The sequence below is a fragment of the Streptomyces sp. NPDC026673 genome (assembly GCF_040638135.1).
Taxonomy (GTDB): Bacteria; Actinomycetota; Actinomycetes; order Streptomycetales; family Streptomycetaceae; genus Actinacidiphila.
Genome location: NZ_JBEZXR010000077.1, coordinates 1 through 18,675 on the forward strand (window position 1 = coordinate 1; position 18,675 = coordinate 18,675).

The window sequence follows — 18,675 nt, forward strand, 5'->3', positions numbered from 1 at the left end:
CGCACCCCGGCCCGGGGTGCGGAGGACCGGCCGTCCGGCGTACGCGAAGGGGGCCCGGGCGGATGTGCGGCCGGAGGGGGATCGCCGTTCCAGCCTGGGGGTCGGGGGTGGCGGGCGCGTTCCCGCGCGGTTCACCGGCGGGGGTCGCCCGCCGCGGGCCGACGACCGGGGCCGGTGGTTGTCGCCCCGCGCCGGGCCTCGCCCGGGACGCGGTACCGGTCGGACCGGCGCCGGGCCGTGCTGGACGGAGGCCTGGAAGCGTTTCGCGGTACGGCGCGAGGGCCGGCCGTCCTCGGCGACGCAGCGGGCCGGCCGCGGGCGCGCGGTCTCGCTCAGGGGCGCGTCACGATGCTGCGCGAGGGCCTTCCGGAGCCTCCCCGGACCGGGCTTTCCCGCCGTGTGCGTGGGACATTCCGTGGCGGGTTGACGGCCGGGGAAGGCGGGGCGGTCGCCTGCGGGGGTGGGCATGACGGTGTTCACAGGGCGCTCCTGTCCAGGTAGCGCCGCTCCTCGAAGAACTCGCGCTCGGTCCACTGGGCGGTAACCCCCGCGGTGGTGCGGGTGATCCGCACGACGCAGTCGGGCAGGTGCCACACCCGCGAGGGCGTCCTGCCCGGGTGCGTCTCCTCGGCGGGGCCGAACACCGCCTCGGCCGCGGCAAGCACCTCGACGAAGCTGGCGTCGAGGGGGGCGGCGTCCTCGTCGACGGCCGGCCAGTGGTTGATGCCCGAGAACCGGATGTCGAGGTTGCGGACCCGCCCGCGGGAGATGTTGATCGTCTGCAGCAGTTTTCCGAGGTCCCACGTCGCCCGAGCGATGATCGGGCCGTTGGGGACCGAGTCGACGGTGGTCCAGCCGAGGTGCGCCATGAGCGCCGGAACCTCGTCGCCTGACCAGGCCCACTGCCAGCCGCGGACGACGGCCAGCGTCGCGTGCACGGCGGCGGTGTCGGCGGTCCTGAAGTCGGTCACGGCTGCTCCTGGGGCTCGTAGCCGACCACTTTATGAGCGCCGGCCACGGAGCGGGTTGATCGGTGGCGCAGCGTCGACGCGGGCATGCGGGCCGCGGTGGCCCACTGCCTCCCGTGCTCGTCATCCCGGTGCTGCAGGTGCGGTGCCTCCCGCGGTCGTGAACGAGTGCTGTCGTGAGCCGTCGACAAAGCCACCATGGGTTCGGCCCCCGTAGACGAGGCGAGGGTGTCCACTCTCAGTGCGTGACGACCGAGATGGACACCCTCGCTACCGCACTCCACGTGCGTGTCGACGACTGGTCGAAGGATGCGCCGGAGCCGGCGCCATGGCGGCCCGCGGTGGGCATCGCCGCTCGGCTGTCGGACGCCGAGCCGGTCACCGTGGCGGTGAGGCGGGCTCTGCTCGGTTACACCTCCGTGGCCCGCCGGATCCGGCATGCCCGAACCCCCCTGCGGCACCTGTTCCCCCACCTGCCACTGCAGCCCGGCTGCGACAAGCGGCTGCGGCGGACTGCCCGTCCGCTTCGCGCCGACCGGTGCCAAGGCTGGCGAACGCGAGACGTTGCCCGACCCGCCGGCCGTCGAACCTCAGCTGACCGGCCACCGCCCGGGCGGACACTGATCGCCGACCGGCACCAGCACGGGCGCGCGTTCGAGCGGGCGCCTGGCACAGCCGGACGTGCGGTCGCTGCGGCAGGCTCGCAAAGGCGAACCCGAGCGGGCCGGAGCGCAGCTGCTCACACCGCTGCGGCAGCCGATCGAGTCGGTCGACGACACGCTCAAGGCCGGCCGCACACCTGGCGGAGTGGCTGTCCGCGTCCTGCGACGACTCCTCGCCCTGACCGCCGCCGGCCGGCACGACCACCACACCGGCCGTCCCGACCTACGGTCCCTGACCGCCTGCGACCACCAGTCACCGGGAACCGGTCTCTAAAAGCCGTCGACGTCGACGACGGCCTCCGCGAAGGCCTCCGGTGCCTCCTGGGGCACGTTGTGGCCGATGCCCTTCAGCGTCCGATGGGCGTACTTCCCGGAGAACTTGCCGCGGTAGAGGGCGCCGTCGCCGGCCGGGGTGAACGGGTCCGCCTCACCGTCGAGGGTGATCGTGGGCACGCCGATCACCGGGCCCGCGGCCAGCCGCCGCTCGAGGCGGTCGTAGCGCGGGTCGCCCTCCGCCAGGCCGAGCCGCCAGCGGTAGTTGTGGAGCACGATGGCGACATAGTCCGGGTTGTCGAAGGACGCCGCGGTGCGGTTGAACGTGGCGTCGTCGAAATCCCAGGTGGGGGAGTTGAACTCCCAGACCAGGCGCGCGAGGTCGTGCCGGTTCTCCTCCAGGCCGAGCCGGCCGCGCTCCGTGGCGAAGTAGTACTGGTACCACCACGCCCACTCCGCCTTCGGCGGCAACGGCATCTTGTTGCTCTCGCGGTTGGTGATCAGGTAGCCGGTGACGGAGACAAGGGCCTTGCAGCGCTCCGGCCAGACCGCCGCGATGATGTCGGCGGTCCGCGACCCCCAGTCGTAGCCGGCGAGGACGGCCTTCTCGATCCGCAGGGCGTTCATCAGGGCGATGACGTCGAGCGCGACCACCGACTGCTGTGCGTTGCGGAAGGTCTTGGGCGAGCGGAAGCGCGTCGTGCCGTGACCGCGCAGATGCGGGACGATCACCCGGTAGCCCTGCGCCGCCAGCAGTGGCGCGACGTCGACGAAGCTGTGGATGTCGTAGGGCCAGCCGTGCAGGAGTATCACCGGCGGTCCGTCGGCGGGGCCCGCCTCGGCGTAACCGATGCTCAGGACGCCGGCGTGGACCTGCTTCAGCGCGCCGAAGGAGGTGTACGTCCCCGGGGTGACGGTCGGCCCGCCGCCGGGCTGCGGCCGGTTCGGCGCCGCGGCCGAGGCCGAGGGCGCCGCGAGGCCCGACAGCCCGGCCAGCGAAGCCGCGGCGGCACCCGCACCGAAGACCTTGCCAAAGGTCCGCCTGTCGATCATCCCAAACCTTCTTTCGTGAACGGGAGTTCTCCGTCGGCAACCCTCGCACGCTCATCGTCACCGGTCAAGGAGGTGACGATTCCGGTTCGGTGACCCCGGACTCCCCGGCGTCCCGGTGGCGGGGGCGGCCGGTCGGGTGGCGACGCGGGATGACAAGATGAGGTCCGGCCGTCGGCCGCGCGTGCCCGCCCGCACGCCCGCCGTTCCCGTCGGCCCTCCCGGGCACCTCGCGGCAGTGTCGCCGCCGGACGGCCCGTCACGCGGCCGTCCGCATCTCGCGGTCCCGCGTTCCCCGTCGCTACCGCTGGAGTTCCGCCATGTCCCACCGCACCGGCCTGATCCTCGACTTCGGCGGTGTCCTGACCACGCCTCTGCTGCCCGCCGTCCTCGCGTTCGAGCGGCGCGAGGGCCTGGCCGAGGGTGCCTGCATCACCGCGCTCTACCTCGACGAGGAAGGCACGCGGCGCACCCATGACCTCGAGCGCGGCGCGATCACCCAGACGGAATGGAACATCGCCGCGGGCCGGCGCCTCGGTGTGGCGCCCGACAACCTCATGGGCCGCATCTTCGCCGACCTGCGCCCCGAGACGGCCCTGATCGACGCCGCGGCCGCCGCACGGCGCGCCGGTGTGCGGGTCGGGATCCTGTCGAACTCCGTCGGCCTGGACCCGTGGAACCTCTACGACGGCTACGACCTGGAGCGTTCGTACGACGCGGTCGTCATCTCCGAGCAGCACGGGATGCGCAAGCCCGAGCCCGCCATCTTCCGGCTGACGCTGGAGGAGCTCGGTCTGCCCGCCGAGGCCTGCGTGTTCGTGGACGACACCGAGCAGTACCTCGCGCCGGCGGCGGAGTTGGGGCTCGCGGGCGTCCACGCCAAGGACCCGAAGGAGACGATCGCGCAACTGGAGGCGCTGCTCGGCGTTTCCCTGAGCTGAGCGGAGCTGAGCCGGACGGGCCGCCCGGGCGGTCCGCCCGGGCAGCCCGGACCGTGCGGACCACCCGGGCCACCCGGGCCACCCGGGCGATCAGGGCGGCCCGCCGGGACCGGTCAGAGGCCGGACGCCAGCCTCCGCAGGATTCGCTCGGCGGGCTCCTCGGTGGCGTGACGGTATCCGGTGCCGGCCCACAGGTTGATCCGCTCGGGATCGCCCGCGGCCGCGGCCGCCTTGCGCATCGGGCTGGTCAGGTGGTGGAGGGCGGGATACCCCGCGGGCGCGCCCTCGGTGTGGCGGTCGGTGAAGTCGTTGCGCAGCGCCCGAGCGGGGCGGCCCGTGAAGGCCCGGGTCACCACCGTGTCGCGCGGCGCCGGGTCGGCCAGCGCTGCCCTGTGGGGCCGCGAGGTGCCGGCCTCCTCGGCGCGCAGCAGGACGGTGCCGACCATGACCGCCGCGGCTCCGGCGCGCAGCGCCCCGGCGACCGCCTCCGGGGTGGCCACACCGCCGGCGGCCACGAGCGGCAGGGATACCGCCCTGCGTACCTCGCCGAGCAGGTCGGTCAGGGGGACGGACGCCGGGATGTGCTGCGGGGTGAGCGTGCCCGAGTGCCCGCCGGCGGCCGACGCCTGCACGGCGAGCACGTCGGCGCCGGCCTCCGCGGCGAGCCGGGCCTCCTCGGCCGAGGTGACCGTCTGGACGACCACGCTTCCGGCGGCGCGCAGCGCGGCGACCACCGCTGCCTCCGGGATGCCGAAGGTGAAGCTCACGACCGGTACCGGGTCGGACAGCAGCAGCTCGATCTTGTCCCGCCAGTGGTCGTCGTCCTCGACGATCTCCGCCGCGAGGACCTCGATCCCGTGCTTCTCGGCCTCGGGCGCGATCGCGCGGGCGTAGTGCCGGAAGGCGTCCGGATCGACCGGGACGGGGTTGGGTGCGAAGAGGTTGACGCCGAAGGCCACCCCTTCGGTGCGGACCGCGGCGATCTGCTCGGCCAGTGCCGCCGTGGTGCGGTAGCCGCCGGCCAGGAAGCCGAGACCGCCCGCCCGGGCCACCGCGGTGACCAGGGCGGGAGTGGTGGGACCGCCGGCCATCGGCGCGGCGAGGACAGGGGTGTCGACCCCGAGGGCGGCCAGTGGGGAGACCATGATGTGAGTGTTCCTCCTGTGGGGGTGGCGGCGTTCGCCCGCGGGGTCAGGCGCCGGCCGGTTCCCGCTGCGGCGGCCGGGCGCCCAGCAGCGCCAGGCAGTTGGCCCAGAGCGGGTCGAGCTGGGACGCATTGTTGTAGAGCTTGGCGAAGAGCACTTGTCCCTCGAGCTGCGCGACGACGGATCGCGCGGCCTCGCGGGTGTCGGTGACCGTGACCTCGCCGCGCGTCAGAGCCTCGACGACGACGGCTTCGACCATGTCGACCTGCGCCTCGAATATCTCCTGCAGCCGGTCGCGGAAGACCTCGGTCTGGTTGCTCATCTCGAGCGCGAGGTTGCCGAAGATGCAGCCGGAGATGGTCCCGCAGGTCAGCTGCCCGGCCTGCTGGGCGGCCTGCGCGTGCTCGAACAGCTCGCGCAGGCGGTACAGGGGCGCCCCGGAGCCGTTCAGCACGCGGGCCCAGACGTGCTGCCGGGCGGCCCACTCCTGGTCGATGACGGCGAGCGCGAGAGCCTCCTTGGACGCGAAGAAGTAGTAGAAGCTGCCCTTGGGCACGCCGGCCGTCCTGCAGATCTCCGCCACGCCCAGGGCCGCGTATCCGCGCAGCTCGATGAGCGAGTGGGCGGCGCTGAGGATCTTCTCTCCGGCGTCACTGGTGCGTCCCATGTTTGTCAGTATACGACCGCTCGACTACCTTTACTAGACCGGTCGACTAGTCATCCGGTCGGCCCGATCCCCGGCGCCGTCCGCACGCGGACCCGCGCCACCTTTCCTACCGTTGTGCACAGAGGAGAGCTGACACCATGAACGCTGACCCGACGAACGACCCGATGCGCGAGACGCTGTCCCGCTGGCAGGCCGCCTTCGACGGCCACCGGCCGGACGACATGGCCGAGCTGTTCACATCCGACGCCTTCTTCCAGGGATTCGGACCGGAGGTCACGGTCGGCCGGGACGCGGTGCGCGCCTACTACGACGCGGTCCCCGAGTATCGCAGGGCCCATGTGGGCAAGGTGCAGGGCTACCGGATCGGCGAGGAGGTGGCCGGCGGCTTCGCCGACGTCGTCTTCCGGGATCCCTCGGGCTGGGAGGCTCCGGTGCACCTGTCGCTCGTCCTGCAGCGCGAGGGCGGCGACTGGCGGATCCGGGCCTACCACGTCTCCCGGATCGCCACCGACCACTGAGGCCCGTGCGGTCACCCGCCCGCCGGGCGGGGCCCGTTGAGAGCCCGCGCCTCCCAGAAGGGAGGAAAGCGATCGTGGCGCCGTCCCCGGTCGTGGGCGCAGGGTGGTGGTCGTGGAGGACCGCCGGTTCGTCGCCGGCTCGGCCGACCGCCCGTCGTACATCCCAGCAGTTCCGAAGAGAGGCAATGCCGTGAAGGAGTTCCTGGTCGAACTCACCACCACCGTTCCCGAGGGCACCGACCCGGCCGAGGTCGACCGCCGTCGCGCGGCCGAGGCCGTCCGGGCCGGTGAGCTGGCCGCCGCCGGCCACCTGGTCAGGCTGTGGCGCCCGGTGGGCGAGCTGCGCAGCATCGGCCTGTGGCGCGCCGCCGACGAGGCCGAACTGTACGAGAAGGTCCTCGGCACCCTTCCGCTGTGGCCGTGGATGTCCCCGGTGGTCACCGCCGTCCAGTCGCATCCCAATGATCCGGGGAAGGCGGGCGGCGCGGCCTGATCGCGCGCGTTCCACCGCGCACGGCTCCCCGCCGCCCGGCAACGGTCGCGACGGGGGGCCGTGGCCCGTTCCGCCCCGGGTTCGAACCGTCGAGGAATATGTCATGAGCGAATCAATCCAGCGTGGTGCCGCCCCCCGCGGCGGCGCACCCGGCTCGCCTTGGGCGCACGTCGCCCAGGCGGCGGCGGCGCTGGCGGCGGCCATGGGGGTCGGCCGCTTCGTCTACACCCCGATCCTCCCTCTGATGCAGGCCCGGGCGGGCCTGACGGCCGGGGCCGCCGCGCACCTGGCCACCGCCAACTACGCGGGGTACCTCATCGGCGCGCTCGCCGGGACCTTCCTCCCGCGGCTGACGCGCTCCGCCGCCGTTCTGCGCGGCTCGCTGCTGGTGCTCGTGGCGACGCTCGCGGCGATGCCGCTGACGCACGCCACCGCGGTGTGGCTGGTGTTGCGGCTGGTCGCGGGGGCGGTGAGCGCGTCGGTCTTCGTGATCGCCGTCAGTTCGCTCCTCGGCCGGCTGCGCGAGCACCCTCCGCACCTGCCCGGCTGGGGCTTCGGAGGGGTCGGGGCCGGGATCGCGCTGTCCGGCCTGCTCGTCCTGGTCCTGCGCGGCTTCGCCGACTGGCGGGCCGCGTGGTGGGCGTCCGCAGCCCTGGCGGCACTGCTCTCCGTGCCCGCCTGGACCATGCGGCCGGAGCAGGCGCCGCCGACGACGGCGGCCGCGGCCCCGGGCGTACCGGAACAGGAGCCGGTGCCGCGTACGCACCGCTGGTTCGGCGCCCTGTTCGCCTCCTACACCCTGGAGGGCGTCGGCTACATCATCGCCGGCACCTTCCTGGTCGCCGCCATCGACCAGGGCTCGCCCGGCCGCCTCGGCAGCGGCGCCTGGGTCCTGGCCGGTGTGGCGGCGGTTCCCTCCGCCGCGCTGTGGGCGAGGCTGGGGCGGCGCTGGTCCCGCCCGGACGTCCTGCTCGCCGCGCTGGTCGTGCAGGCCGTCGGCATCGCCCTGCCGGCCCTGGTCAAGGGGCCCGCGGCGGCCCTCGCCTCGGCGTTCCTCTTCGGCGCCACCTTCATCGGCGTCAGCACGCTCGCGCTCGCGGCCGGAGCCCATCTGCGCTTCCCCCGTTCCGTCGCGCTGCTGACCGCCGGGTATTCGGTCGGCCAGATCCTCGGCCCCCTGGCCGCCGCACCGCTGCTCCACCACGGTTACCGGCAGGCACTGATCCTGGCGGCGTGCGTCGTCCTGGCCGCCGCCGTCGCGGCGCTCGTGCTCCGGGTCGGATTCCCGCACCGCATGGAGCCGCCGCTGCCGCGGGAACCCGCGGCCGGGGGGACGTTCGCGCCGGTCAAGGGGGCCAGGACGGGTGCCGGATGACCGGCGGGCGCGGGGCGTCCGTAGCCGCCCTTTGACAGTTCTCGACCGGTCGTCTACTTTGTAGATGACCGGTCGTCTAGTACCGGATCGCATGACTCCCCACACAGAAGGAACACCATGAGCGTTCAGGGTCAGAAGGTCGCGGTCGTCACGGGTGCGTCGCAGGGTATCGGTGCGGGTCTGGTGGCCGCGTACCGGAAGTTGGGTTACGGCGTGGTGGCCACGTCCCGGAACATCGCGCCGTCGGCTGACCCCGAGGTGGTGACGGTGCAGGGCGACATCGCGGACTGGAACACGGCGGAGCGGGTGATCGCGGCCGGTGTGGAGCGGTTCGGGCGGATCGACACGCTGGTGAACAACGCGGGGATCTTCGTGGCGAAGCCGTTCACCGAGTTCACCGAGGAGGACTACCGCGCGGTGCTGGGCGTGAACGTGGACGGCTTCTTCCGGATCACGCAGCTGGCGGTGGAGCGGATGCTGGAGCAGGGCGACGGCCACATCGTGCAGATCACCAGCAGCCTCGGCGACCAGGCCGACGCGAAGATCACGTCGGTGCTGGCGGCCCTGACCAAGGGCGGTCTGCAGTCGGCGACGAGGGCGCTGGCGATCGAGTACGCGACCCAGGGGATCCGGGCGAACGCGGTGGCGCTCGGCACGATCAAGACGCCGATGCACCCGGTGGAGTACCACGAGACGCTGGCCGGCCTGCACCCGATGGGTCGGATGGGCGAGATCGACGACATCGTCGACGCCGTCATCTACCTGGAGAACGCGCCCTTCGTGACCGGCGTGACCCTGCCCGTCGACGGCGGCCAGACCGCCGGCCGCTGAACGACCGCGCTCCGTACGGTCCATGCGGTCCGCGGCGGGCGGCCCCACCCCACCCCCGCCGCGGACCGCTCCCCGCGGAGCACCCGCCAGGACCCCGCATCCCCCCTCCACGCACCGGAGTTCGTGATGAGCAAGACATTCCTGATCACCGGCGTCAGCAGCGGCCTCGGCCGCGCCTTCGCCCAGGAGGCGCTGGGCGCCGGCCACCGGGTCGTGGGTACGGTCCGCGCGCCCGAGCGGATCGCCGAGTTCGAGGCGCTGGCCCCGGGCCGCGCCATCGCCAGGCTGCTGGACGTGACGGACGAACAGGCCGTCACGCCCCTCGTCGACGAGGTGGAGCGGACCGTCGGCCCCATCGACGTGCTGATCAGCAACGCCGGGTACGGCCTCGAAGGCACCGTCGAGGAGTCGACGATGGCGGATCTGCGCCGGCAGTTCGAGGTCAACGTCTTCGGCAGCGTCGCCGTCATCAAGGCCGTCCTGCCCCACATGCGCCGGCGCCGTGGCGGGCACATCGTGACGCTCTCGTCCATGGCCGGCCTCACCGCGCTGCCCGGAGTCGCCTTCTACGGGGCGAGCAAGTTCGCCATGGAGGGCATCGCCGACTCCCTGGCCCAGGAGGTCGCCGGTTTCGGCATCCACGTGACCTCCCTCGCGCTCGGCTCCTTCCGCACCGACTGGGCGGGCCGCTCGATGACCCGCGTTCCGCGCAGCATCCCCGACTACGACGCCCTGTTCGATCCCATCCGGGCGGCCCGGCAGACCAAGAGCGGCAACCAGACCGGTGACCCGGTACGCGCCGCCCGGGCCCTGCTGCGGGTCCTGGACGCCGACAACCCTCCGGTCCACCTCGTTCTCGGCACGGACGCCCTGCGTCTGGTGGAGGAGGGGCGACGGCGGTTGGGCGACGACCTCGCAGCGTGGGCCGATGTGACCGCCTCCACCGACTTCCCCGACGGCCGGTGAACACCCGAAGCCGCATCCTCCCCGGCCCGACCGCCGGGGCTCCCGCCACCGCGTTTGGAACCTCTCCCGTGAACGAATCCCGCCCCCGTACGCCCGTCGACTTCTGGTTCGACCCCGTGTGCCCGTGGACCTGGCTGTCCTCCCGCTGGATGCTCGAGGTCGAAAGGATCCGGCCGGTCGACGTCACCTGGCGCGTGATGAGCCTGGCCGTGCTCAACGAGGACCGGCTGGATCAGCTGCCGGATCGTATTCGCGAGCTGATGGGCCTGGCATGGGCGCCGGTCCGCGTCCTGACCGCGGCCTCCCAGGCTCACGGCCCCGAGGTGACGGAGCCCTTGTACACCGCCATGGGCACACGCTTCCACCAGTTGCAGCAGCCCAGGACCAGGCCGACGATCGAGGCCGCGCTGCGCGACGTCGGTCTGCCCCTCGGTCTCGCGGACGCCGGCGACACCGACGCCTTCGACGCGCGGGTACGCGCCTCCCACCAGGAGGCCATCGACCTGGTCGGCGCGGACGTCGGCAGCCCCGTGGTCGCCGTACCGGGTCCGGACGCCGCCAGGACCGCGTTCTTCGGCCCGGTGGTCAGCCCCGCCCCGAAGGGCGAGGAGGCCGGGCGCCTTTGGGACGCCGCAACCGTCCTCGCCTCCATGCCGGGCTTCTACGAGATCAAGCGCACCCGCACCGCCGGTCCCGTCTTCGACTGACGCGCGGCGGCCCGTCCAAGAGGCCCCGCGCCTCCAAGCCGGCATCCGGGGTTCCGCCCCGGATGCCGGCTTGTCGTCGGAGCCGCGGGTCAGCGGCCGGGCGTGAGGCTCGGGGGCTCCGACAGGGCGGACTTGGCGCGCCGGGTGGCCTCGTCGGCGAGGACTTCGAGCCGGTCGTGGGCCAGGGCGTCCATGGTCAGTTCGGCCACGGTCGCGGCGCTGATCTTCGGCGCGTCCACCCAGGAGCTGAGGTCGGTGTCCACGAAACCGGCGTGGACCCCCACCACCAGCGTGCCCTGCGCGTGGAGGCCCTGGCGGAAGGCTTCCGTCAACGACCACTGCGCCGCCTTGGACGCCGCGTATCCGGGGAACTCCGGCCGGCCGACCCAGGAGGCGAGCGAGAGCATGTTGACCAGCGCCCCGCCGCCGTTGCGGGCCAGGATCGGGGCGAAGGCGCGGGAGACCGCCCAGGTGCCGAAGTAGTTGACCTCCATCGCCTGGCGGGCTCCTTCGAAGCCGCCCTCCAGGAGCGTGGTGCTCACGCCGCCGACGCCGGCGTTGTTGATGACGATGGTGACGTCGCCTGCCGCGGCGGCCGCCGCGGCGACCTCCTCGGACTTGGTGACGTCCAGCCGCAGGGGAACCAGGCAGTCGTCCACCAGGCTCTGGTCGACGACGCTGTCCGGATCACGGACGCCGGCGTAGACCTTGGACGCGCCGTGGGTGATGAGCGCGCGGGCGAAGGCACGGCCGATGCCGCGATTGGCGCCCGTTACCAGGGCGACCGACCCTTTGATGTGCATCGTGCTCCCTTTGCTGCGGGCGTGCCCTCGCGGGCGGGCCGCTCGACGGGGCGGCCGCGAGCGACGCGGCGGCCGACGGCACAGGCGCGGATCAGCCTGCGACCCCCAGGCTAGCAGCTGACTTTAAGTGTGAAAGTCAGATGGGCTGGGGGTCGTCCGAACGGAGACGCGGTGCGGCCGGGACCTTGTATCGGTGGCCGGAGCGATCGGCGCCTTACGCGCGACGGACGGTGCCACCGCCCACCACCCACCGCTCACCGTGCGCCGAGGGCGTGGTCGCGCGGCGGGAGCTCGCCGAGGGGCCGCTTCGAGGAGGAAAGTGCAGCAGGACGTGTTCCGCCGCCGGTGGGGCAGGGTGTCGACGCCGGGCGTCGTGCCGGGGAGCCGGTACGGGCCGGGACGCGCCGCAGCCGGCGGCAGCCGGGGGAATCGGCTGCCGCCGGCCACGGCGCGTGCCCGCGGACGGATGTCAGGGCCGGCCGGCGGGCTGGTTCTCCCACGCCTGCTCCAGCGCCCGGGTGAACAGCTCCGCGGGCTGCAGGCCGCTCACGCCGTACTTCCGGTCCAGCACGAAGAAGGGGACACCGCCGGCGCCCAGTTCCGCCGCCGCGCGCTCGTCGGCCCTGACCTCCCGGGCGTACGCGTCGCGGTCGGCGAGGACCGCGCGCGCCTCCGCCTCGTCCAGACCCGCCTCGACCGCGAGGCCGACCAGGGTCTCCGTGTCGTAGATCGAGCGCTCGTCGGCGAAGTTCACCTGGAAGGCCAGATCCAGCAGCTTCTTCTGGAGGCCGCGCTCCTTGGCGAAGTGCAGGAGGCGGTGGACGTCGAAGGTGTTGCCGTGGACGCGTCCGCCGATCCGGAAGCCGAGCCCCTCGGTGCGTGCCTCGGACGCGGCGTGCTCCTCCCGCGCGACTTGCTGTTCACGAGTGCGCCCGTACTGCGCGGCCACGGCGTCGATGATCGGCGTGGTGCCCTGCTTGGCGTCCGGATTGAGCTCGAAGGAGCGGTGCACCACCTCGACGCCGTCGCGGTGCTCGAAGCCGGCCAGGGCTCGCTCGAAACGCGCCTTGCCGATGTAGCACCAGGGGCAGGCGATGTCGGTCCAGATCTCGACGCGCATGTTCCGCATCTCCGTGTTCGTGGGGTGGGTGAGGGGGGTGCGGGGCGGGACCCGCATCCGGCGACGGCGCCGCGCGGACCCTCCGTGACGGAGGGCTCGGGCGCGGCGCCGTGCCGGGTGGTGTGCCGGGGGAGGTCAGGCGGTCTTGAGCCGCTCGGCGACCTTGACGACACGCTCGGCCTGGACGCGGGCCGCGGTGCGGGTGACCTCGTTCACCGGGTTGGTGCCCTGGCCGTCCACGTGGGAGGTGCCGTAGGGGTTGCCGTCCACGAACTTGGAGGGCTGGGTGAAGCCGGGGGTGACCGTCACGCCGCCGAAGTGGTGGATCGAGGTGTAGAGGGACAGCAGCGTGGCCTCCTGGCCGGCGTGGGAGGTGGCCGAGGAGACGAAGCCGCTGAAGACCTTGTCGATCAGCCGGCCCGAGGCCCACAGGCCACCGAGGGTGTCGATGAACTGCTTGAGCTGCGCGGAGACGTTGCCGAAGCGGGTGGGGGTACCGAAGATCACGGCGTCCGCCCAGTCGATGTCCTCGGGCGTCGCCAGCGGGACGGTGGCGGTGGCCGCGTGATGGGCGGCCCAGGCCGGGTTGGCCTCGATGGCGGCCTGCGGGGCGAGTTCGGCCGCCTTGAGCAGGCGGACCTCGGCGCCCACCTTGACGGCGGCGTCGTGCAGCTCCTTGGCGATCTCGGTGATCGTGCCGGTCGACGAGTAGTAGACGATGGCGAGCTTGACGGGGGTGGCCACAGGAGGCCTCCGTTTCCTTGCGATGTGGGGATGATCGATCCGGTACTAGCCGACCGGTCGGCTATTCGAAGGTAAGCGACCGGTCGGCTAGTGTCAAAGCCCCGACCTCCGCGAACGTGATCGTCCGGCCTCGGGCCCTTGTGGGGGCGGGCGGAAGGCGTGTCATTGATTGGTCAAGGAGCTAGAGTGGACGCATGCCGTCCGAAGAGCAGGTGCAGCCCCTCGATGCCAGCGAGGAAGCGTTCGTGCGCGAGCTGGGCCGGGTGCTGCTCGAGCTGCCCCGTGCCGTCGACGCCGACATGGTGAAGGCGGGAGGGCTTCCGCTCTCCGAGTACACCCCGTTGATGTACCTCTCCGAGGCCCCCGGGCGGGCCATGCGGATGAGTGAACTCGCCGCCACCTGCAGCCTCTCGCTGAGCGGGATGACCCGGGTGGTCATCCGGCTCGAGAAGCACGGGTGGGTCGAGCGGGTGAAGTGCACCGAGGACGGCCGCGGTTGGAACGCCGTGCTCACGGACGCCGGGCTCGATCGCCTGGTCCGGGCATGGCCGGCGCATCTGGCGAGCGTGCGACGCCACCTCGTCGACCACTTCAAGGGCCACGACCTCGCCGAACTCGTCATCGCGTTCCGGCGCGTCGCCGTCACCGGGGAGCCGGCCCACGACTGACCCTCCGGCGGTGCCGCGCAGTCCGTCGCGCCCCGCCCAAGGGCCCCGGATCCGGGGTGTGCGCTCCTTGCCCTCTTGTACGTCACCTGTCAAAATGGTGACATGATGCATGTGTTCAAGTGCGGTCTGCCCGTGCTGGACTTCGTGGGCACCCTGAGGCGCCGCCGCAACCCGGACCCCCAGGAGATGCTGACCACGCCGGAGAGCCTCGACGCGTGGTTCCGCGAGTCCGGGCTCGTCGACGGCGAGGTGCACTCCCGGCCGTCCGACGTGGAGGAGGCGGTGTCCCTCCGGGAGGCCGTCTACTCGCTCGTCAGGTCCAGGCTGGCCGACGAGGACTACGACGCCGACGCGCTCGCCCTGATCAACGCCGTGGCGCGCACGCCGTCCGCCGTTCCGCAGCTCACCCGGGAGGGGCGCCGGGTCGAGGCGAATCCGCAGCAGGCCCTGTCGTCGGTGGCCCGGGAGGCCGTCCGGGTGCTCAGCGGCCCGGAGGTACTGCTGATCAAGGAGTGCGGCAGGCCCGAGTGCACGCAGATCTACATCGACCGGTCGCACGGCAGCCGCCGCGAGTGGTGCGCCATGGATCCGTGCGGGAACCGGATGAAGGCCGCCGCCTATCGTGCGCGCAAGAAGGCGGCCTTGGCGGGCCGGTAGCGGATCCACCGCGTCCGTGAGCGCCGTGACCGCGAGGTGGCGGTAGCCGGCCCTCACGGCGGCCGTACGGCGGCCGTATGGCCGTTGAGCAGGCCTGGTCAGGGCGCTGCGTCCCTCGTCCGCGATGCGGTGGTGCCGTGCGGCGAGGGCCGTTCGGCCGAGGGCGGGGACGGGTCCCGGAAGGACGCTCTCCGCGCCTGTCTCCAGGACGCGCGGGCACGCCTCGGCGCCGGTCTTCCCGTGCGGCGGGTGTACCGGTGAGGACGATGTCCCCGGTTAAGGCCGCGCCTTCCGCTGGCAGATGGTGAGGGGTCCCCGCTGGCGATGGGGCCCCCGCCGGTGCCCATCCGCCGGTGCGCACCGTCTCCCGCGTGGCGAGACCCGTGGCGCGGGGCGGCGCGCCCGCGCCGACGGTGATCCCCGTGGCCGCCGTCGACGGCGACAGGGGTGACGAGAACCTCAATCGAGCAGTCCCCGGACCGGGTTCGTCCCGTGGGCGGCGGCGATGTGGCGCGAACGCCGGACGACCGGTCGCCCGCGGTGAACGCGCGGGTGACCGGTCGTCGAGTGGCGAAGGCCCGGGCGTACCCCGGACGAGGCTCAGCGCTCCGGGCGCTCCGTCCCCGGGGCCGCGTGCTCCGTCGCCGGCGCGTCCTCCTTCAGCCAGTGGGCATGCCACGTCCTCGCCCAGCGGCGCGACACATAGCCCGTGCGCATTCCGAGCCGCGCCTCGGGGTCCTGGTACGCCTTCCGGACATGCCCGATGAGCACGATGGCGATGGCCCAGGCCAGGACGTCGTGGACGAAGATCGCGCTGGTGCGGGAGACCGCGGGCAGCACGCCCGTGAACCACATCAGCAGTCCGGTGGCCATCATGACCAGCACGGTCCCGGCGAGCCAGCCCGCGTAGATCTTCTGACCCGCGTTGAACTTGCCCGCGGGGCGCAGGTCCGGCGAGGTGAGGCGTTTGCGGACGGCCCGCAGCCACTGCTTGTCGTACCCGGCGAAGCGGTTCAGCCTGCGCAGGTCGGCGCGGAAGGCGGGAGAGGCGAGTCCGAGGAGGAAGGGCAGCGGCAGCAGGATCCCCGACCACTCGTGGACCGTGGCGACCAGGTGGCGGCGCCCCACCAACTGGGCCAGCGGCCCGAGGTACAGACAGGCGGCGGTCGCCACGCACAGCAGCATCAGCGCGGCCGTGCCGCGGTGCACCAGGCGCTCGGCCCCGCTGAACCGCAGGACGCGCCCGGCGCGCTCAGGCGGCGTCGCCACGCCTGTCCGCTCCGTCGAGCCAGCCGTCGATGTCATAGCCGTACTCCTCCCAGTAGCCGGGGATGACCTCGTCGGTCACGGTGATGCCGGACAGCCACTTGGCCGACTTGTAGAAGTACATGGGGGCCGCGTACAGCCGCACGGGGCCGCCGTGTTCGTGGGTCATGGGCTTGTCCTGCATCTTCAGGGCCACCAGCATGTCGGCGCGGCGTGCCTGGGTGAGGGTCAGGCTCTCGGTGTAGACGCCGTCGAAGCACGTGAAGTGGATCGCCTTGCCGTCGGGGCGCACCCCGGCGGCGTCCAGGATGTCCGACAGCAGCACGCCCTCGAAGGGGGTGTTCGCCACCCGCCAGCCGTCCGTGCACTGCACATCGCGCACGATCCGCTTCTGGGGGAGGGCGCGCAGGTCGTCGAGCGTGTACGTCCTCGGGCGGTCGACGAGACCGTTGACCTTCAGCCGGTAGTTGGTCTCGTCCTTGTGGGGCACCGAGCCGACGACGCTGTAGTAGCGGAAGCCGCCCGGGTTGGGCAGTACCCCGGTGAGCCCGGTGGGGTCGGCCTGCGAGGCGGCGCCGAGGAAGTGCTCCCAGCCGCGCTGCACCCACGGCGCGGTGGCGACGCCGACGACGCCGGCGCCGAGCATGCCGAGCATCGCGCGGCGGGCGACGGGGGTGCCGCGCTCCGGCTGGTTCTCGTGGTCGGTCATGGTCGTCACACCCCGTTCTGGGAGAGGAAGTCGGCGGCCCGTTCCGCGATGGCGTACACCGTCGCGTTGGTGTTCCCCGAGACGATGGACGGCATGACGGAGGCGTCGGCGACGCGCAGCCCCCCGATGCCGCGGACCCTCAGCTCCTCGTCGACCACGGCGTGTTCGTCCGTGCCGAGGCGGCAGGTGCCGACCGGGTGGAAGTACGAAGCCAGTCCCCGGCGGAGGTACGCCCCGATCGCCTCGTCGTCCCGGACGTCCACGCCGGGCAGCACCTCTTCCCCGCGCCAGGGGTCCAGCGCCTTCGCCCGGCCGATCTCGCGGGCCGCACGGATGCCGGCGATCATCGCCGGCAGGTCGCGGGGGTCGGTGTAGTAGCCGGGGTCGATCACGGGGGCGGTGCCGGGGGAGGACGACGCCAGGCGGACGGTGCCGCGGCTGTGCGGACGCATCAGCGAGACGCGGATGGTGTAGCCCTCGCGCGGTCCCGCCAGGGTGGGCGCGTGGCTCGGGACGTCGACGAAGATGATCTGCAGGTCGGGGGCGTCGGCCGTGGGCGTGCTGCGCAGCAGGCCGAGGGCCTCCCCGTGGTTGTTGCGCGCGGCGGGGACCGGGCGGGCGGCGGAGTAGACGAGACCGGCCATCACATGGTCCTGCAGGTTGCCCCCGACGCCGGGCAGGTCGTGGAGCACCTCGACGCCGGTCTCCCGCAGATGCCGCTGCGGGCCGATGCCCGACAGCATCAGCAGCTGCGGTGTCCCGATGGCGCCGGCCGTGAGGACCACCTCCCGGGCGGCACGGACGGTGAACTCCCGGCTCCCGACGGTGTACGCCACGCCCGTGCACCGTCCGCCGTCCACCAGGACGCGGTGGACGAGGGCGCCGGTCACGACCCGGAGACCGGCCCGCCCCGAGGCGGGCGCGAGATAGGCGTCGGCGGCGCTCTGGCGCCTGCCGTCCACGATGTTCAGGTCCGGCCGGCCGAACCCCTCCTCCAGCCCGGAGCTGATGTCGGCCGCACGGGGATGCCCCACTTCGGCGGCGGCTTCCAGACATGCCTCCAGGACCGGGTTCGGCTCGCGTGCGGGCGCCACGGTCAGCGGCCCGTCCTGCCCGCGCGTACCGGGGTCGCGGCCCTCGGCGCGTTCGCTGCGCATCAGGTACGGCAACAGGGCGTCGAAGTCCCAGCCCTTCGCGTCGCCCGCGGCCCAGGCGTCGTAGGAGGCGCGGTGCCCGCGGGTGAAGACCATGGCGTTGATCGCCGACGAGCCGCCGATTCCGCGGCCCCGCGCGAGGGGGACCGACGTCCCGGTGGACGCCTGCTCGGTCGTGCGGTCGCCCCAGTTGGACGAGGTGCCGAGCAGCAGGGGCCAGGCGGGGGGAACCGGCATCGCCTCCGGCATCTCGGAGCCGCCCGCCTCCAGCAGGAGTACGCGGGCGTCGCCGCGCGCGGACAGGCGCGCGGCCAGCACGCTGCCGGCCGTGCCCGCGCCCACCACGACGTAGTCGTATTCCACAGCCTGGCTCACGCAGCCTCTCCCGTTCCGGTGACGCGAGGACCGCCTCGTCACCTATTGAAGTGGTGAGACTTTCGCACGACAAAAGGTCACCTGTCAAAGTGGTGATGAATCCCAAGGGGTGGACTCATGCTCCCCGAATGTGTTCTTGATGCGCGCTTTGATGCCGATATGCCCCGGCACTTGGTTGCATGATGCAGCGCTTTCCTGATCTACTTTCTTGACGCAGCAAACTATTCGCTCGGGGAACTGCGGCTCTGGTGTGCGCCCCGCATGAGCAGAGGGATCTTCGTGAGCTTTCACCGTCGGGGCGGGGTCGCGCGGAGACGTGAGGGGGCGGAGGCGAGTCGGCTGATCGCGTCCGTCGGCGCGGGGTCCGCCCCTCTCCGGTTCCCGATCCGCCCCTGCGGATCCCGAAGTTGAGCCGGCCGGGAACCCGGCTGATCGGCGCGTGCGGTTCACCCGATGGTCGCCCGGTGCTCCGCGGCGGCGGTGGAGGCGGTGCGTCCCGTGCCCCTCGCATGGCCCGGGAGTCGTCGACACGGGTGCGTTGGCCGGAAGTTGACGGTCCCTCGATTCCGGAGGATTTGCTGTG

20 protein-coding genes and 1 pseudogene are annotated in these 18,675 nt (G+C 72.7%); 10 read left to right on the plus strand and 11 right to left on the minus strand.

Annotated elements, in window-relative coordinates:
* Nucleotides 1-209: 209 nt before the first annotated feature.
* Together AB0F62_RS34705 and AB0F62_RS34710 are read right to left on the minus strand one after the other, a co-directional pair.
* Nucleotides 210-336 (minus strand): annotated as a pseudogene (locus AB0F62_RS34705) (IS481 family transposase); the annotation flags it as partial.
* 140 nt (nucleotides 337-476) lie between these two features.
* Entirely contained in the window at nucleotides 477-971 is a 495-nt protein-coding gene (locus AB0F62_RS34710; RefSeq protein ID WP_361808813.1) for a DUF6301 family protein, read from the minus strand.
* Nucleotides 972-1,649: 678 nt separating this feature from the next.
* On the opposite strand from AB0F62_RS34710, the gene AB0F62_RS34715 reads away from it, so the two are divergent.
* Complete coding sequence (locus AB0F62_RS34715) at nucleotides 1,650-1,904, plus strand: hypothetical protein (protein ID WP_361808816.1); 255 nt, start codon at nucleotides 1,650-1,652, stop codon at nucleotides 1,902-1,904.
* Here AB0F62_RS34715 and AB0F62_RS34720 read toward each other — a convergent pair.
* Nucleotides 1,901-2,956 carry an alpha/beta hydrolase gene (locus AB0F62_RS34720; RefSeq protein WP_361808819.1) on the minus strand — a complete coding sequence of 352 codons (1,056 nt, stop codon included), beginning with the start codon at nucleotides 2,954-2,956 and terminating at the stop codon, nucleotides 1,901-1,903. The two genes, AB0F62_RS34715 and AB0F62_RS34720, sit on opposite strands and share 4 nt — an antisense overlap.
* A gap of 317 nt (nucleotides 2,957-3,273) precedes the next feature.
* On the opposite strand from AB0F62_RS34720, the gene AB0F62_RS34725 reads away from it, so the two are divergent.
* A complete protein-coding gene (locus AB0F62_RS34725) occupies nucleotides 3,274-3,894 on the plus strand; it encodes an HAD-IA family hydrolase (RefSeq protein WP_361808822.1) in 621 nt (206 codons plus the stop codon).
* A 113-nt stretch (nucleotides 3,895-4,007) separates the two neighbouring features.
* Here the strand turns inward: AB0F62_RS34725 and AB0F62_RS34730 are convergent, their stop codons facing one another.
* On the minus strand, nucleotides 4,008-5,039 hold the full coding sequence (locus AB0F62_RS34730) for a nitronate monooxygenase (protein WP_361808825.1): 1,032 nt from the start codon (nucleotides 5,037-5,039) through the stop codon (nucleotides 4,008-4,010).
* Nucleotides 5,040-5,085: 46 nt separating this feature from the next.
* Nucleotides 5,086-5,706: a TetR/AcrR family transcriptional regulator gene (locus tag AB0F62_RS34735; protein ID WP_361808828.1), complete on the minus strand. Its 621-nt coding sequence runs from the start codon at nucleotides 5,704-5,706 to the stop codon at nucleotides 5,086-5,088.
* Between the two features lie 137 nt (nucleotides 5,707-5,843).
* On the opposite strand from AB0F62_RS34735, the gene AB0F62_RS34740 reads away from it, so the two are divergent.
* The 6 genes from AB0F62_RS34740 to AB0F62_RS34765 all read left to right on the plus strand — a co-directional run bounded on the left by AB0F62_RS34740 (nucleotide 5,844) and on the right by AB0F62_RS34765 (nucleotide 10,596).
* Nucleotides 5,844-6,224 carry a nuclear transport factor 2 family protein gene (locus AB0F62_RS34740; protein ID WP_361808831.1) on the plus strand — a complete coding sequence of 127 codons (381 nt, stop codon included), beginning with the start codon at nucleotides 5,844-5,846 and terminating at the stop codon, nucleotides 6,222-6,224.
* A gap of 190 nt (nucleotides 6,225-6,414) precedes the next feature.
* Entirely contained in the window at nucleotides 6,415-6,717 is a 303-nt protein-coding gene (locus tag AB0F62_RS34745; RefSeq protein WP_361808834.1) for a muconolactone Delta-isomerase family protein, read from the plus strand.
* 103 nt (nucleotides 6,718-6,820) lie between these two features.
* On the plus strand, nucleotides 6,821-8,092 hold the full coding sequence (locus tag AB0F62_RS34750) for a YbfB/YjiJ family MFS transporter (RefSeq protein ID WP_361808837.1): 1,272 nt from the start codon (nucleotides 6,821-6,823) through the stop codon (nucleotides 8,090-8,092).
* A 117-nt stretch (nucleotides 8,093-8,209) separates the two neighbouring features.
* On the plus strand, nucleotides 8,210-8,923 hold the full coding sequence (locus AB0F62_RS34755; protein WP_361808840.1) for an SDR family oxidoreductase: 714 nt from the start codon (nucleotides 8,210-8,212) through the stop codon (nucleotides 8,921-8,923).
* Nucleotides 8,924-9,049: 126 nt separating this feature from the next.
* Nucleotides 9,050-9,889 carry an oxidoreductase gene (locus tag AB0F62_RS34760; RefSeq protein ID WP_361808843.1) on the plus strand — a complete coding sequence of 280 codons (840 nt, stop codon included), beginning with the start codon at nucleotides 9,050-9,052 and terminating at the stop codon, nucleotides 9,887-9,889.
* A gap of 68 nt (nucleotides 9,890-9,957) precedes the next feature.
* Complete coding sequence (locus AB0F62_RS34765; RefSeq protein WP_361808846.1) at nucleotides 9,958-10,596, plus strand: DsbA family protein; 639 nt, start codon at nucleotides 9,958-9,960, stop codon at nucleotides 10,594-10,596.
* A gap of 89 nt (nucleotides 10,597-10,685) precedes the next feature.
* Here AB0F62_RS34765 and AB0F62_RS34770 read toward each other — a convergent pair whose 3' ends face one another.
* From AB0F62_RS34770 to wrbA, 3 genes are all read right to left on the minus strand, one after another.
* Nucleotides 10,686-11,399 carry an SDR family oxidoreductase gene (locus AB0F62_RS34770; RefSeq protein ID WP_361808850.1) on the minus strand — a complete coding sequence of 238 codons (714 nt, stop codon included), beginning with the start codon at nucleotides 11,397-11,399 and terminating at the stop codon, nucleotides 10,686-10,688.
* 469 nt (nucleotides 11,400-11,868) lie between these two features.
* Entirely contained in the window at nucleotides 11,869-12,519 is a 651-nt protein-coding gene (locus AB0F62_RS34775) for a DsbA family oxidoreductase (protein WP_361808853.1), read from the minus strand.
* 135 nt (nucleotides 12,520-12,654) lie between these two features.
* A complete protein-coding gene (gene wrbA / locus AB0F62_RS34780) occupies nucleotides 12,655-13,263 on the minus strand; it encodes an NAD(P)H:quinone oxidoreductase (RefSeq protein ID WP_361808856.1) in 609 nt (202 codons plus the stop codon).
* Nucleotides 13,264-13,457: 194 nt separating this feature from the next.
* On the opposite strand from wrbA, the gene AB0F62_RS34785 reads away from it, so the two are divergent.
* Nucleotides 13,458-13,931: a MarR family transcriptional regulator gene (locus tag AB0F62_RS34785; RefSeq protein WP_361808859.1), complete on the plus strand. Its 474-nt coding sequence runs from the start codon at nucleotides 13,458-13,460 to the stop codon at nucleotides 13,929-13,931.
* 105 nt (nucleotides 13,932-14,036) lie between these two features.
* Nucleotides 14,037-14,588, plus strand: a complete 552-nt coding sequence (locus AB0F62_RS34790) for a CGNR zinc finger domain-containing protein (protein ID WP_361808916.1) — start codon at nucleotides 14,037-14,039, stop codon at nucleotides 14,586-14,588.
* A gap of 600 nt (nucleotides 14,589-15,188) precedes the next feature.
* Here the strand turns inward: AB0F62_RS34790 and AB0F62_RS34795 are convergent.
* Genes AB0F62_RS34795 through AB0F62_RS34805 form a run of 3 tightly spaced genes read right to left on the minus strand, consistent with a single transcriptional unit; the run spans nucleotide 15,189 to nucleotide 18,092 of the window.
* Complete coding sequence (locus AB0F62_RS34795; RefSeq protein WP_361808862.1) at nucleotides 15,189-15,893, minus strand: cytochrome b/b6 domain-containing protein; 705 nt, start codon at nucleotides 15,891-15,893, stop codon at nucleotides 15,189-15,191.
* Nucleotides 15,841-16,563, minus strand: coding sequence for a molybdopterin-dependent oxidoreductase (locus AB0F62_RS34800; RefSeq protein WP_361808865.1), 723 nt, complete (start codon nucleotides 16,561-16,563; stop codon nucleotides 15,841-15,843). The genes AB0F62_RS34795 and AB0F62_RS34800 overlap by 53 nt, the downstream gene beginning before the upstream one ends.
* Before the next feature lie 5 nt (nucleotides 16,564-16,568).
* Entirely contained in the window at nucleotides 16,569-18,092 is a 1,524-nt protein-coding gene (locus AB0F62_RS34805) for a GMC family oxidoreductase N-terminal domain-containing protein (protein ID WP_361808868.1), read from the minus strand.
* Nucleotides 18,093-18,675 lie beyond the last annotated feature (583 nt).